12 protein-coding genes are annotated in these 13,698 nt (G+C 71.6%); 6 read left to right on the forward strand and 6 right to left on the reverse strand.

Translation table 11 applies throughout. The annotated features are described in order from the left end of the window. Nucleotides 1-36: 36 nt before the first annotated feature. The 4 genes from ACIRJR_RS27830 to ACIRJR_RS27845 are packed head-to-tail and all read right to left on the reverse strand — an operon-like array spanning nt 37 to nt 4,436. A complete protein-coding gene (locus ACIRJR_RS27830) occupies nt 37-687 on the reverse strand; it encodes a GTP-binding protein (protein WP_403785537.1) in 651 nt (216 codons plus the stop codon). After that, entirely contained in the window at nt 668-1,081 is a 414-nt protein-coding gene (locus ACIRJR_RS27835) for a DUF742 domain-containing protein (protein WP_103513691.1), read from the reverse strand. The genes ACIRJR_RS27830 and ACIRJR_RS27835 overlap by 20 nt, the downstream gene beginning before the upstream one ends. Continuing rightward, a complete protein-coding gene (locus tag ACIRJR_RS27840) occupies nt 1,078-1,557 on the reverse strand; it encodes a roadblock/LC7 domain-containing protein (RefSeq protein ID WP_403785540.1) in 480 nt (159 codons plus the stop codon). The genes ACIRJR_RS27835 and ACIRJR_RS27840 overlap by 4 nt, the downstream gene beginning before the upstream one ends. Further along, on the reverse strand, nt 1,554-4,436 hold the full coding sequence (locus tag ACIRJR_RS27845; RefSeq protein WP_403785542.1) for a nitrate- and nitrite sensing domain-containing protein: 2,883 nt from the start codon (nt 4,434-4,436) through the stop codon (nt 1,554-1,556). The genes ACIRJR_RS27840 and ACIRJR_RS27845 overlap by 4 nt, the downstream gene beginning before the upstream one ends. Nucleotides 4,437-4,806: 370 nt before the next feature. Here ACIRJR_RS27845 and ACIRJR_RS27850 point away from each other — a divergent pair, with 370 nt between their 5' ends. Beyond that, nucleotides 4,807-5,592, forward strand: a complete 786-nt coding sequence (locus tag ACIRJR_RS27850; protein WP_403785545.1) for a protein phosphatase 2C domain-containing protein — start codon at nt 4,807-4,809, stop codon at nt 5,590-5,592. An 81-nt stretch (nt 5,593-5,673) separates the two neighbouring features. On the opposite strand, the gene ACIRJR_RS27855 is transcribed toward ACIRJR_RS27850, so the two are convergent. Further along, nucleotides 5,674-6,171 carry a MarR family winged helix-turn-helix transcriptional regulator gene (locus ACIRJR_RS27855; RefSeq protein ID WP_403785548.1) on the reverse strand — a complete coding sequence of 166 codons (498 nt, stop codon included), beginning with the start codon at nt 6,169-6,171 and terminating at the stop codon, nt 5,674-5,676. A 390-nt stretch (nt 6,172-6,561) separates the two neighbouring features. Between ACIRJR_RS27855 and ACIRJR_RS27860 the strand changes: the two genes are divergently transcribed. Continuing rightward, on the forward strand, nt 6,562-7,242 hold the full coding sequence (locus ACIRJR_RS27860; protein WP_403785627.1) for a polysaccharide deacetylase family protein: 681 nt from the start codon (nt 6,562-6,564) through the stop codon (nt 7,240-7,242). Nucleotides 7,243-7,335: 93 nt separating this feature from the next. Here the strand turns inward: ACIRJR_RS27860 and lon are convergent, their stop codons facing one another. Continuing rightward, the gene (gene lon, locus ACIRJR_RS27865; protein WP_403785550.1) at nt 7,336-9,768 is read right to left on the reverse strand and encodes an endopeptidase La; all 2,433 of its coding nucleotides are present in this window, start codon (nt 9,766-9,768) and stop codon (nt 7,336-7,338) included. A gap of 129 nt (nt 9,769-9,897) precedes the next feature. Here lon and ACIRJR_RS27870 point away from each other — a divergent pair, with 129 nt between their 5' ends. From ACIRJR_RS27870 to ACIRJR_RS27885, 4 genes are all read left to right on the forward strand, one after another. Continuing rightward, a complete protein-coding gene (locus ACIRJR_RS27870) occupies nt 9,898-10,737 on the forward strand; it encodes a nucleotidyltransferase domain-containing protein (RefSeq protein WP_403785553.1) in 840 nt (279 codons plus the stop codon). Nucleotides 10,738-10,824: 87 nt separating this feature from the next. Next, complete coding sequence (locus ACIRJR_RS27875; protein WP_403785555.1) at nt 10,825-11,508, forward strand: spermidine synthase; 684 nt, start codon at nt 10,825-10,827, stop codon at nt 11,506-11,508. Nucleotides 11,509-11,740: 232 nt separating this feature from the next. Next, complete coding sequence (locus ACIRJR_RS27880; RefSeq protein ID WP_014154105.1) at nt 11,741-12,478, forward strand: response regulator transcription factor; 738 nt, start codon at nt 11,741-11,743, stop codon at nt 12,476-12,478. Next, on the forward strand, nt 12,475-13,551 hold the full coding sequence (locus ACIRJR_RS27885) for an ATP-binding protein (RefSeq protein WP_403785558.1): 1,077 nt from the start codon (nt 12,475-12,477) through the stop codon (nt 13,549-13,551). Before ACIRJR_RS27880 ends, ACIRJR_RS27885 begins: the two co-directional genes overlap by 4 nt. Nucleotides 13,552-13,698: the final 147 nt, after the last annotated feature.

The following is a 13,698-nucleotide window of genomic DNA, read 5'->3' on the forward strand; positions in this document are numbered from 1 at the left end:
CGGTTCTCCGTTACGTGTTACTGGGTGCGTCTGTCGTTACTCGGGGGCGATGTCGAGCGCGTGGCCCACCAGGGCGAGCAGCGACTCGACGACCGTGATCCTCTTACGCGCATCCATGATCACAACAGGCACGTGCGGAGCCACGCTCAGGGCCTCCCTGACGTCGGCCTCCTCGAAACCGGCCGTCCCCTCGAAGTGGTTGACCGCGACGATGTAGGGAAGGCCGCAGCTCTCGAAGTAGTCGAGCGCGGCGAAGCAGTCGGCGAGGCGCCGCGTGTCCGCCAGGACCACCGCACCGATCGCGCCGCGCACCAGGTCGTCCCACATGAACCAGAAGCGCTGCTGACCAGGGGTGCCGAAGACGTACAGGACGAGGTCATCGTCCAGCGTGAGACGGCCGAAGTCCATCGCCACGGTCGTGGTGGCCTTGTCGGGCGTGGCCGTGAGGTCGTCGGTCTCCTCGCTGGCCTGCGTCATCAGCGCTTCGGTCTGCAGCGGGGTTATCTCGGAGACCGAGCCGACGAACGTCGTCTTGCCCACGCCGAAGCCGCCCGCGACCACGATCTTGGTCGCGACCGGTGCGCGTGTGTGGTCGAGCTGCCACGCCTGCACCGACTCACCGGGCCCGTCCTGCGGCCCCCGCTGACGCGGAGTGAAGAGCGGCGCCTCAGAGACGGCGGAGTCCATTGAGCACCCTTTCGAGCAGCGCGCGGTCGGGCTGGCCGGTGCCGTGACCGGTTCCGTAGACGCGGATCTTTCCCTGGTCGGCCAAGTCGCTGAGCAGCACCCGGACCACACCGAGCGGCATCTTCAGCAGGGCCGAGATCTCCGCGACCGTACGCATACGACGGCAGAGTTCGACGATGGCGTGGAGCTCCGGCATGACGCGCGAGGCGAGATTGCCGTTCGTGAGCTCGCGGCGCTCCTCGGGAGCGTCCAGCGCGGCGACGAACGTCTCGACGAGCAGGACGTGCCCGAAGCGGGTGCGGCCTCCGGTGAGGGAGTACGGACGGACCCGTGCCGCCTTGCGGTCCGCTCCCCGGACGGGGAGTTTTCGTACGGGTTCAGCAGCTGACGTCACTGGGTGCTCTCCATCGATTTGCGCAGCTCACTGCGGAGTTCGGGGGTGAGTACGTGTCCGGCCCGGCCGACGAAGAGCGCCATGTGGTAGGCGACGACGCTCATGTCGCAGTCGGGGGTGGCGTGCACACCGAGGAGGGAGCCGTCACTGATCGACATGACGAAGACGCTGCCCTCGTCCATCGCGACCATCGTCTGCTTGACGCCACCGCCGTCCATCAGCTTGGCGGCGCCGATCGTGAGGGACCCGATGCCGGAGACGATGGTGGCGAGGTCGGCGCTGGAGCCCCTGGGGCCCGTCTGCCGCCCTGCCGTCGTGGCCGTCGCGAGACCGGGGTCCGAGGAGAGCAGCATGAGTCCGTCGGACGAGACGACGGTGACCGAGTGGACCCCTGGCACCTCCTCCACGAGATTGCTCAGCAACCAGTGAAGGTTCCGGGCCTCGGTACTCAGCCCGAATGTGCTGGGCGCAGTCAACTGCGTGCCTCCTCGACTGTGTCCCCCGTCTCATCGATACGACCGTCGGTACGGTCGTGGTCGGTCTGTGGGCCGCTGTCGGCGATCTCCGCCTCGACATCGCGCCGACCGTCCTTCGCGCCCTGGTGGAAACCGCCGAGCCGACGGCGCAGGGCCTCCTTGTCGAGGCTGCCCTTCCGCTCGGTGACCGGCGCCGCGGGCGCCGCGGTGACCTTGGGGGTGCGCTTGGGCAGGCCCTTGTCCGTGAGGCGCTCGGGCGAGGGCGCCGGGTCGGGCACCTCCTCGCCGAGTCCGGTCAGCGGCTGCCGCGGGCCCGGGACGGTGTCGGCGGCCGGAGCGGCGGGCGTGGCGGGGCTCGTGTCGGCGGTGCGCTCGTGGCGGTCGGGCCCGATGGCGTACGGGCTCGGGGCGTCCTGCTGCGCGGGCAGCCGGACCTGCATGGTGGTCTCGGCGTCGGACTCCTCGCGGGTCCCCGCCCCGTCATGGATCCCGGCCCCGGGGACCGCCTCGGAGGCGGGCTCGGCCGGTGCGGGCGCCGGGGAGGGAGCAGGCGCCGGTGCGGGCTCGGGCGCCGGTGCGGGCTCGGCGGCCGCGGTCCGCGGCGCCGCGGCGTCCGGGTCCGCAGCCTCCAGGGTCCGCTCCGCGGCCGCGATCAGCGGGTCCCCGGCGGGCTGCTGCGAGCGGGGAGGCAGCGCGTTGGAGTTGGCCTCGGCGACCGACCCCGGAAGGTTCAGCGTGGGCGCGTCCCCCGGCAGGGGCACGGGCGGCGGGGAAGCCGCGGGCGGAGCCTTGGGCAGCAGAGCCTGCGGAAGGACGACGACCGCGGTCACCCCGCTCCCCTTCTGTTCGCGCAGCTGCACCCGTACGCCGTGGCGGGCGGCCAGCAGCGAGGACACCTGAAGACCCAGCCCGGCCCCGTCCGCGGCCTGTTCACCCGCTTCGAAGGACGCCGGGTCGGCCAGCCTGGCATTGAGCTCGCCCATCCGGACCGTCGACATGCCGATGCCCTCGTCCTGCACGGAGAGCATCACCTCCCCGGTCTCCAGCAGCCAGCCGGAGAGCTCGACATGGGAGTCGGGCGGGGAGAAGGACGTCGCGTTCTCCAGGAGTTCGGCGACGAGGTGGCTCAGGTCGTCGGCGGCGAAGCCCGCGACCTGGGCGTGCGGCGGCAGGGACTGGATGGTGACCCGTTCGTACCGCTCGATCTCACTGACCGCCGCGCGCAGTACGTCGACGAGCGGGATCGGGCCGGCGTGCCCCTGGTTGTGATCCGTGCCGGCGAGGACCAGCATGTTCTCGCTGTGCCGCCGCATGACCGTGGCCATGTGGTCCAGCTTGAACAGGGTCGCGAGGCGCTCCGGGTCCTGCTCGCGCTCCTCCAGCCCCTCGATCACTCCGAGCTGGCGCTCGACGAGGCCGAGCGTGCGCAGGGACAGATTGACGAAGGTGTGGTGGACCGTGTTCCGCAGCCGCTCGAGCTGCCCGGTGAGTTCCGCCACCCGGACCTGGAGCTCGGCCCGCTGAAGCGTGAGGGCCTCACGGCCGGCGATCAGTTCGCCGCGCTCGGTCTGCATGCTCTCGAGCCGGCCGGTGACGTCGTGGTGCAGACCGTGCAGCTTGCCGTGCAGGGCGTTGATGGACCGTACGACCTGGGCGAACTCGTCGTTGCGCCCGGTGTAGCGGACCGGCTCGGCGGTCTCGGGTTCGGCGGCGATGCGGCCGGCTCCGATCCGCAGGACGGCCAGCGGCTGGGTGAGGGTGCGGGCGACGGCGGTGGAGACGCCCACGGCGATCAGCAGGCAGCCGCCGAGCAGGGCGAGACGGAGTTCCAGCGCGGTGACGTCGTCGTCGCGCAGCCCTTCCAGGCGCTTGACCTGCGCCGTGCCGAGCGCGGACTCGACCCCGCGCATGCGGTCGATACGCGCGGAGAGCGCGGCCTCGACCTTCCCGGGGTCGGCGCCGCGGTCGGAGTCGGACAGCTCGGGGCGGTCGGTCAGCCGGGTGAGGTACTTCTCCGCGGTGGTGACCTCGGGGCCGGTGACCGTGGAGGCGAGCTTGTCCCTGGCGGAGGACCCGGCGGCCTGGTCGAACTCGGCGAGGGAGGCGAGCTCGCGCACCCGTGCCTGCTGGGCGGCGGCGCTCAGCTCGTCACGGTTGCGGTCGTCCTCACTGCTGCTCGTGTCCTGGCCCTGGACGGGCAGACCGGTGAAAGGGTCGATCTGCTGCTGCTGCGGCTCCGTGCCGGGCACGGCGAGCGCGGCGAGGAGGAGCCCCCGGGTCGCGGAGGCCTGCTCCACGGCTCCGCCCAGGGCGAGCGGGGCGCGGGTGGCGTCCGCAGCGCGCGGCGGGGTCTTCTCGGCGAGCTCGTCGGCGAGGTCGTGGAGCTTGGCGATGACCTCGGAGTAGGCCTGGTAGGCGTCCGTCGCCGAGCCCTTGCCGGTGAGCGCGGTCCGGCGGAGAGAGGGGATCTCGGCGAGGTCGCGGCGCAGGGCGGCCGGCGAGGCCTCCCTGATCTCGTCGACCTGCTGGTCGACGCGGGCCGCGGGGCTCGTGGTGCCCTTCTCGCCGTCCTCGTCCTCACGGCCGCCCGCGATGTGGGCGGTCACCTCGTCGCGCTCGTCCGCGAGGGAGTGCGCGAGGGTGATCGCCTGCTGGTTCAGCTCGGCGAGCGTGACCAGCCGCTGGGACTCGTTGAGATCGGAGGATGCGCCGAGGGCCGCCGGGGCGCCCGCCGCGATGACGGTGATCCCCACGACGGCGACGCCGGCGACCAGCCGGCTGCGTACCCGCACGGTCCGCTTGGCGGCACCCGCTGTCTGGGGCATCGCCCCGGACTCCTCGCGCGTGCTGTCCTTGCTCCGAGGCCGCTTCTTCTGCACCGGTGCTCGCAATCTTGACTCGTCCGCCCTTGAAGCAGAGGTGACGCACGGTCACGTGCGTGGGCACCCCGCCCTGGTGGGCACCGTACGGCTTCTGACCATTCCAGCGCTCTTGAGAGGGGGCCGTGCATCAACCGCTCCGCCACTTGAACGAGTGAACAACACTCCGGAGTTGACGAACAACTCTCCCCACAGGCGCCGCAGGCCATGCACGGACCACCGGGTGGAACTTCGGGCCGGGCTTTGGCAGTATGCCCGCCCGCATATGCACGGAGCCCTCAATTCCGCCCCTGATGCCATTCTGACCTGCTGGTACGGTCCAACCCGGGGATCGTGCAGGCCCCGTGAAGGCATCGTGCAGACTGGCTGGATGCGCATCGAACTCGCCACCGAGCCGGGCAGCCCCGAACGCCCCAACGAGGACTGGGTATCCGCTGCCGCCCCCGCTGCGGGCCAGGGCGGCGCCCTGGTGCTGCTCGACGGTGTCACACCCCCACCGGGCGACGACGGCTGTGTGCACTCGGTTCCGTGGTTCACGGCACGGCTCGGCAGCGCCCTGGCCGAACTGTCCGCTTCGCGGCGGGATCTGACGCTGACCGAGATCCTCGCGGAGTCCATCCGGCGCACCGCCGACACGCATCGTTCCCCATGTGACCTTTCTCACGTGCGCACGCCTCAGGCGACCGTGGTCCTGGCGCGTTGGGACGACGAACGGATCGAGCACCTGGTGCTCTCCGACTCGGCCCTGCTCGTCGAGGGTCCCGACGGCGCGGTCCGGCCACTGCTCGACGACCGCCTCGACCGGCTGCCCCGGAACTCGCTCGCCTCGCAGGAGATCGCCGACGCCCGCGTACGGAACAAGGAGGGCGGCTTCTTCACGGCCGCCGCGGACCCCGGAGTGGCGTCACGCGCGGTGACCGGCGAGACGCCCCGGACGGAGGTCCGCGCGCTGGCGGCGCTGACCGACGGGGCGAGCCGCTGGACGGAGAAGTTCCGTGAGGGTGACTGGAAGGCCACCATGGGACTGCTCCGCAAGGAGGGGCCCCATGGGCTGATCGCGCGGGTCAGGGAGCTGGAGCGGGCCGACACCGGCCGCGTGCACCTGGGCCGCGGCAAGACCCACGACGACGCGACGGCGGTCCTCGTGGAGCTGTAGGGTCCCGGCCCGTCACGGGCGCCGTCGCGCTCCGCACCCGGGGCGGCCCGGACGCCCGGCCCTCCGCCGGGCCCGCGCGCCTCAGTCCTCGGCGCGTTCGTTGAAGTGGTGCAGCAGTCGCGCCAGTTCGGCGATCTCGGCCCGGTCCCAGCCCGCGAGCTTGCTGGCGTAACGGCCGCGCCGCGCGTCACGGACACTGCGGAAGCGCGCGAGGCCCTCGTCGGTCAGGCCTACCAGCGAGGCGCGGCCGTCCGCCGGGTCGGTCTCCCGCGCCACCAGCCCGAGACCTTCCAGCGCCCTCAGCTGACGGCTCATGGTCGCCTTGCCCACCCCGAAGTAGGCGGCGAGATCCGTGGCGCGCTGGCGCCCGGCCGACTCCAGCCGTACGAGAAGTCCGTATGCCGCCGCCTCCAGGTCCGGGTGCACCTCGCGCGCCATCTCCCCCGAATTGGCCCGCGCACGGCGCAGGAAGACCGCCAACTCGCGTTCCAGTGCGAGGAACTCATGGGACACACCATGTCCGGCCGTGGCGCCGGGCCCGCCGCCGCTTCCGCTCCCGTGCACGTCAGCACCCCTCATACGCTCTCGGGCCGATGAAAGAACTTCCAGCTTCGGCCATCGCCGCAGCCGAGCCAGTATTTCGCAGGTGAGGACACCCGGCCCTCACTCGGGGCGGGGCTCCGGGCGCCACGGCCGGACTGCGCCGTCCGCACCACGGCGTGCGCGTCGTGGCTGCCTCCCGGCCGGCCGCCGGGCCCCGAGCTCCCGGACCCGGGCAGCACCCGCCCCCACTATGCATGGTGCGTATACATGGAATGTATAGTCGCGGCGTGCCACACCACCGGTGTGCGGCCCGGTCATGGGGAGTGACGTGCTGTGCCTGTTGTGCCTGGAAAGACGAGACAGTTCGGTGCGGGGTTGGCCTCCGCACTCGTGGCGGTGCTCACACTGACGCTCGGCGGATGCTCGATGGAGACCACGGCCCCCGGGTCCGCGCGCACGGACGCGGCCTCGGACGCCAAGGGATCCTTCGGTCCGGTGGACTGCCGCAAGGCCAAGTGCATCGCGCTGACGTTCGACGCCGGCCCGGCGGAGGACACCCCGCACCTCCTGGACGTCCTCAAGGAGAAGAAGGTGCCGGCCACCTTCTTCCTGCTGGGGAAGAACCACGTCCTGAAGCACCCGGAGACCGTGCGGCGCATCGAGGCCGAGGGGCACGAGGTCGCCAACCACACCTGGTCGCACGAGATCCTGACGGGAAAGAAGCCCGGCGAGATACGGGACGAGCTGGAGAGGACCCAGGTCGCCATCGAGGAGATCACCGGGAGGAAGCCCCGTCTGATGCGTCCCCCGCAGGGCCGGACCGACGGCACCGTCTCCCGGATCTGCAAGGAACTCGGGCTCTCCCAGGTCCTGTGGAGCGCGACCGCCAAGGACTACTCCACGAACGACTCCGCGCTGATCAGGAAGCGGATACTCGACCAGGCCGGCAAGGACGGGGTCATCCTGCTGCACGACATCTACAAGGGGACGGTCCCCGCGGTGCCGGGCATCATCGACACGCTGAAGGAGCGGGGCTACACCTTCGTCACCGTCCCCCAGCTGATGGCCCCCGCGGAGCCGGAGCCCGGCACGGTCTACCGCCCCTGACCCGCCCCGCACGCGGAACGGCCCGCCCTCCGGGGAGGGCGGGCCGTCCGTACCGGCCGCGGACGTGGAGCCACGCCCGTCACTGCGTAACGCCTACGCGGCGGCCGGGAGCCTGTCCCGCGTCGCCCTGGCCGAGGCCGGGGCGAGCGCGATCTCCAGCACCTGGCGGACATCGGTCACCGGGTGGACCTCCAGGGCGTCGAGGACCTCGGCCGGGACGTCGTCCAGATCGGCCTCGTTGCGCTGGGGGATCACCACGGTGGTGACGCCCGCGCGGTGGGCCGCGAGCAGCTTCTGCTTCAGGCCTCCGATCGGCAGCACCCGTCCGGTCAGCGACACCTCACCGGTCATCGCGACGTCCGTACGGACCAGCCGTCCGGAGAGCAGCGAGGCCAGCGCGGTCGTCAGGGTGATCCCCGCGCTCGGGCCGTCCTTCGGGACCGCGCCCGCCGGGAAGTGGATGTGCACGCCCCGGTCCTTGAGGTCGGCCACCGGAAGCTCCAGTTCCGCGCCGTGCGAGCGCAGGAAGCTCAGGGCGATCTGTGCGGACTCCTTCATCACGTCGCCGAGCTGGCCCGTCAGCGTCAGCCCGGACGCCCCGGTCTCCGGATCGGCGAGCGACGCCTCGACGAACAGCACGTCGCCGCCGGCTCCGGTCACCGCGAGCCCGGTGGCCACACCCGGTACGGCGGTCCGCCGCCCGGCCGGGTCCTGCGCGGACTCCGGCACGTGGTGCGGCCGGCCGATCAGGCCCCTCAGGTCCTCCTCGGACACCGTGGCCGGGAGCTCCCGCTCACCCAGCTCGTGCTGGGCCGCGACCTTGCGGAGCAGCCGGGCGACGGCCCGTTCCAGGTTCCGCACCCCGGCCTCCCTGGTGTACTCCCCCGCCAGCTTGCGCAGCGCGGACTCGTCGAGGCCGACCTCGTCCTCCTCCAGACCCGCGCGTTCCAGCTGACGCGGGAGCAGGTGGTCACGGGCGATGACGACCTTCTCGTCCTCGGTGTAGCCGTCCAGGGTGACCAGCTCCATGCGGTCGAGCAGGGCCTCCGGAATGGATTCGACGACGTTGGCCGTGGCCAGGAACACCACGTCGCTGAGGTCGAGTTCGACCTCCAGGTAGTGGTCCCGGAAGGTGTGGTTCTGCGCGGGGTCGAGCACTTCGAGCAGGGCGGCCGCGGGGTCGCCCCGGAAGTCCGATCCGACCTTGTCGATCTCGTCGAGCAGGACGACCGGGTTCATGGAGCCGGCTTCCTTGACGGCCCGGACGATGCGCCCCGGGAGCGCGCCGACGTACGTACGCCGGTGCCCCCTGATCTCCGCCTCGTCCCTGACACCGCCGAGCGCGACCCGGACGAACTTGCGGCCCATGGCGTGGGCGACGCTCTCGCCGAGCGAGGTCTTGCCCACACCGGGCGGACCGACCAGCGCCAGCACGGCGCCGCCGCGCCGGCCGCCGACCACGCCGAGTCCCCGGCCGGCACGCCGCTTGCGTACCGCGAGGTATTCGGTGATGCGTTCCTTCACGTCCTGGAGCCCGGCGTGCTCGGCGTCCAGGATCTCCTGGGCGCCCTTGATGTCGTAGGCGTCCTCGGTCCGCTCGGTCCAGGGGAGTTCGAGGACGGTGTCCAGCCAGGTCCGGATCCAGGAGCCCTCGGGGCTCTGGTCGGAGGCGCGTTCCAGCTTCTCGACCTCCTTCAGCGCGGCCTCGCGGACGTGCTGGGGCAGGTCGGCGGCCTCGACGCGGGCCCGGTAGTCGTCGGACTCGTCCTCCGGGTCGCCGTTGAGTTCGGAGAGCTCCTTGCGCACGGCGTCGAGCTGGCGCCTCAGCAGGAATTCGCGCTGCTGCTTGTCGACGCCCTCCTGGACGTCCTTGGCGATGGACTCGGCGACATCCTGCTCGGCGAGGTGCTCACCGAGCCACTGGACGGCCAGCTTCAGACGGGCGACCGCGTCCACGGTCTCCAGCAGCTGGACCTTCTGCGCGGTGGTGAGGAAGGGCGAGTAGCCGGAGTTGTCGGCGAGGGCGGAGATGTCCTCGATCTGCTGGACCCGGTCGACCACCTGCCAGGCGCCCCGCTTCTTCAGCCAGCTCGTCGCGAGGGCCTTGTACTCCTTGGCGAGCTCGGTGGCCGAGCCCGGCAGCGGATCGGGGAGCGACACGTCGATCCGCGTGCCCTCCACCCATAGCGCGTTGCCGGGTCCACTGGTCCCCGCTCCGATCCGCACCCGGTCGCGGGCCCGGATGAGCGCGCCCGGATCGCCGTCCGACAGGCGTCCGACCTGCTCCACGGTGCCCAGGACACCCGTCCCGGTGTAGTTGCCGTCGATACGCGGCACGAGCAGCACCTCGGGCTTGCCGCTCCCGGGCCGTGCGACGGCCTGAGCGGCCTCCACGGCTGCGCGCACCTCCGCGTCCGACAGGTCGAGCGGAACCACCATTCCGGGCAGCACGACCTCGTCGTCCAGCGGCAGCACGGGCAGGTCGATCGGCGTGGACGCCTTGGACGCGTTGGACTCTGCAGTCATGATCTCCCCTTCGGCAGGCAAGTTGAGCTATGTGGACTCAATGCTTGTGAGCCTCTGGATGTTCCCCTGCCGCTGTTCGCTCTCAGCGATCAAGCGCTTCGCACGACTCCCGCCTGCGAGGATCCCGCCATGGACCAGAAGGAAGGCGCCGAGGACAGAGGGCTCGCCGCCGACGGGAGCATCCGGCGCGAGGGGGCCGTCGACCGCGTCCAGCCGGCCTTCGTCCCGGTGGTCGAGGCGACCGGTGAGCGCCTGGCCGAGGCCTTCGCCCGCGCGCGGCTCCACAGCGCCTACCTCTACGGCAGCATCCCGAGGGGCACGGCCATTCCCGGCGTGTCCGACCTGGACCTGCTGGTGGTCCTGCACGACGGACCGACCGACGGGGACAGGGAGGCGGCCGAGGAGCTCGGCGCCGCCCTGGACGCCGCCTTTCCCGTGATCGACGGAGTCGGCGTGCTCCTCTCCACCGCCGGTGACGTGCTCAGTGAGGCGGAGCGCGACGACTCCGGCTTCTTCGTCGCGTGCCTCTGCACCCCGCTGCTGGGCGAGGACCTCGCCACCCGGCTGCCGCTCCACCGCCCCACCTCGCAGCTCGCCCGCGGCACGAACGGCGACCTGGCGGCCGTGCTCCCGCGGTGGCGCGGGCAGGCCGCGGGAGCCACCACCGACGACGCGCGTCCACGGCTGAGCCGGCGCGTCGCCCGCCGCGTCGTGCGGACGGCGTTCACGCTGGTCATGCCGGTCTGGGGCGGCTGGACGAGCGATCTGCACCGGTCCGCCGAACTGTTCGCGCGCTACCAGCCGGATCACCCGGAACGTGTCGCGCAGGTCCGGGCGGCAGCGGCCACGGCCCGCACGCCCTCGCCGGACCCGGCCGTACTCGCCATGCTCATCGACGACCTGGGGCCATGGCTCGCCTCCGCGTACACGGACGCCCACGGGACCAAGGCCGCCCGCCCCGGGGGGTGAGGCCCCCGCAATCCACTGGCACCCGGCCCGGCGGCGGGGAAAAATAGCGGGCCGGAAGCCCGCCCCCGAAGACCGGAGACCGAACGCATGCCCGCCCCCGACACCCACCGCCCCGTCGTCCTCGACCGGCGCGAGGGCCCCTTCGGCGAAGTCGTCCTGCGCGAGCGCGGTGACGACTTCGAGATCATCGCCAACGGCTGCTTCCTGATGGACACCTCCGACGGGCGCTCCGAGCGGCTGCTGATCGACGCCGCGCTCGCCGCGCTGCCCGCGGGACGGCCGGATCCGTCGGTGCTGATCGGCGGGCTCGGCGTCGGGTTCTCACTCGTACGCGCCGCCGGCGAACCGCGCTGGGGCCGGATCGTGGTCGTGGAGCGTGAGCAGGCCGTCGTGGACTGGCACCTCGGCGGACCGCTCGGCCGGATCTCCGGGGCGGCGCTGGCCGATCCGCGCACCGAGATCCTCCGCGCGGACCTCGTGGCCCACCTCCACACGACCACGGAGCGTTACGACGCACTGTGCCTGGACATCGACAACGGCCCCGACTGGACCGTGACCGAGGACAACGGGAGCCTCTACTCACCCACCGGTCTCGCGGCCTGCAGGGAGCGTCTGACGCCCGGTGGAGTCCTCGCGGTGTGGTCCGCGCAGCCGTCCCCGGAGTTCGGGGAAGCTTTGCGGAATGCCGGATTCCACGCAGTAACGACCGAAGAAGTAGCCGTTGCCCGAGGTGTGCCGGACGTGGTCCATCTCGCACTCCGGAGCGACTGAACCCCCACCCGGTATGCACATCCCGGTCCCGCCACGGACCGGGCGCCGCAACTCCGCCGGTCCGTATCCTTTCCGCGGGTAACACCTTCACGTCGGACAACACCCTGCGTAGCCGAGAGGCGTCCTCTGCCTTTACGCTGCTGACCGGCACAAGGGATCACCGACGAAATCCACAAGCGATAACCGTGCCTCCGGGGGAATGGCCTCCGCGAGAACGGGCAGGGGCGGGGCGATGGAACAGACACACACCACCCACAACGGCGTCGCGGCCACCCCCGGGGCTCAGCGCCGGGTGCTGGTGGTCGAGGACGACGCGACGATCGTCGACGCCATTTCCGCCCGGCTGCGGGCCGAGGGCTTCCTGGTGCAGACCGCACTGGACGGGCCCGCGGCCGTGGACGCGGCAGAGGCGTGGCAGCCCGACCTGATGGTGCTCGACATCATGCTTCCCGGCTTCGACGGCCTGGAGGTCTGCCGCCGCGTGCAGGCCCAGCGCCCCGTGCCGGTGCTGATGCTGACCGCACGCGACGACGAGACCGACATGCTGGTCGGGCTCGGGGTCGGCGCCGACGACTACATGACCAAGCCGTTCTCCATGCGTGAGCTGGCCGCACGGGTGCACGTCCTGCTGCGCCGGGTCGAGCGCGCCGCGCTGGCGGCGGTGACGCCGCGCAGCGGCATCCTGCGTCTCGGAGAGCTGGAGATCGACCACGCGCAGCGCCGTGTCCGGGTGCGCGCCGACGACGTCCACCTCACCCCGACCGAGTTCGACCTGCTGGTCTGCCTGGCCAACACCCCGCGCGCGGTGCTGTCCCGGGAACAGCTGCTGGCCGAGGTCTGGGACTGGGCGGACGCCTCCGGGACCCGCACGGTCGACAGCCACATCAAGGCTCTGCGCCGGAAGATCGGCGCCGAGCGGATCCGCACCGTGCACGGCGTCGGCTACGCCCTGGAGACTCCCGCGCCATGACGCGGCCCGGCTCCGGACTGCGACCGTTCTCGATCAAGGCCAAGCTGGGCACGCTCGTGGTGGTCTCCGTGTTCATCACGACCGGACTGCTGATCGTCGCACTGCGGACCAGGACCGAGTTCCGGTTCATCACGGTCTTCTCGGTGATCGCCACCCTGCTGATCACCCAGTTCGTGGCACACGGTCTGACCGCGCCGCTGGACGAGATGCGCGCCGTCGCGCGCTCGATCTCCCACGGCGACTACACGAGACGGGTGAGCGGCGCCGGGCGCCGTGACGAGCTCGGCGACCTGGCGCAGACGATCAATCGCATGGCGGACGATCTGGAGGCGGAGGACCGGCACCGCAAGGAGCTGGTGGCCAACGTCTCCCATGAGCTGCGCACACCGATCGCGGCCCTCAGAGCCGTGCTGGAGAACGTCGTGGACGGGGTGTCCGCCGCGGACCCCGAGACGATGCGGACGGCCCTGAAACAGACCGAGCGTCTGGGCAGGCTGGTGGAGACGCTGCTGGACCTCTCCCGGCTCGACAACGGTGTCCTGGCCATCAAGGCACGCCGCTTCGAGGTGTGGCCGTACCTGTCGGGCGTGCTGAAGGAAGCGAATCTCGCCGCCTCGCAGCGCCGGCTCTCCTCCGGTTCGGGCAACCACTCCCGCACGGACGTCCACCTGCACCTCGATGTGTCACCGCCCGAGCTGACGGCGCACGCGGACGCGGAGCGCCTGCACCAGGTGGTGGCCAATCTCATCGACAACGCCGTCAAGCACAGTCCGCCGCACGGCCGGGTCACGGTGCTGGCGCGGCGCGGGGAGCATCCCGAGTCGCTGGAGCTCGAGGTCATCGACGAGGGGCCCGGCATCCCGGAGGCCGAGCGCCACCGGGTCTTCGAACGCTTCAACCGCGGCCAGGCGCCGTCTCCGCACGGCCCCGGCAGTGACGGCGGTACGGGCCTGGGGCTTGCCATCGCCCGCTGGGCGGTCGATCTGCACGGCGGTCGCATCGGAGTGGCCGAATCCGCCCGCGGGTGCCGCATCCAGGTCACCCTTCCGGGCAACCAGCACGCCCACGATTGACCCCGCGTTCGAAGCGGAGGGCCCCGTTTCTCCCTCCCGGCCGGGAAAGAGATACGGTCCAAGGGGCCGTAGCGCGGCCTCGCGTACCCGAAGGGCAGCGGAACCCTGCTTGTTTCCCGCCATTTCATGCGCCGAAACCCGGCTTCC

The sequence above is a fragment of the Streptomyces sp. NPDC102402 genome, from assembly GCF_044765765.1.
In the GTDB taxonomy this organism is placed as follows: Bacteria; Actinomycetota; Actinomycetes; order Streptomycetales; family Streptomycetaceae; genus Streptomyces.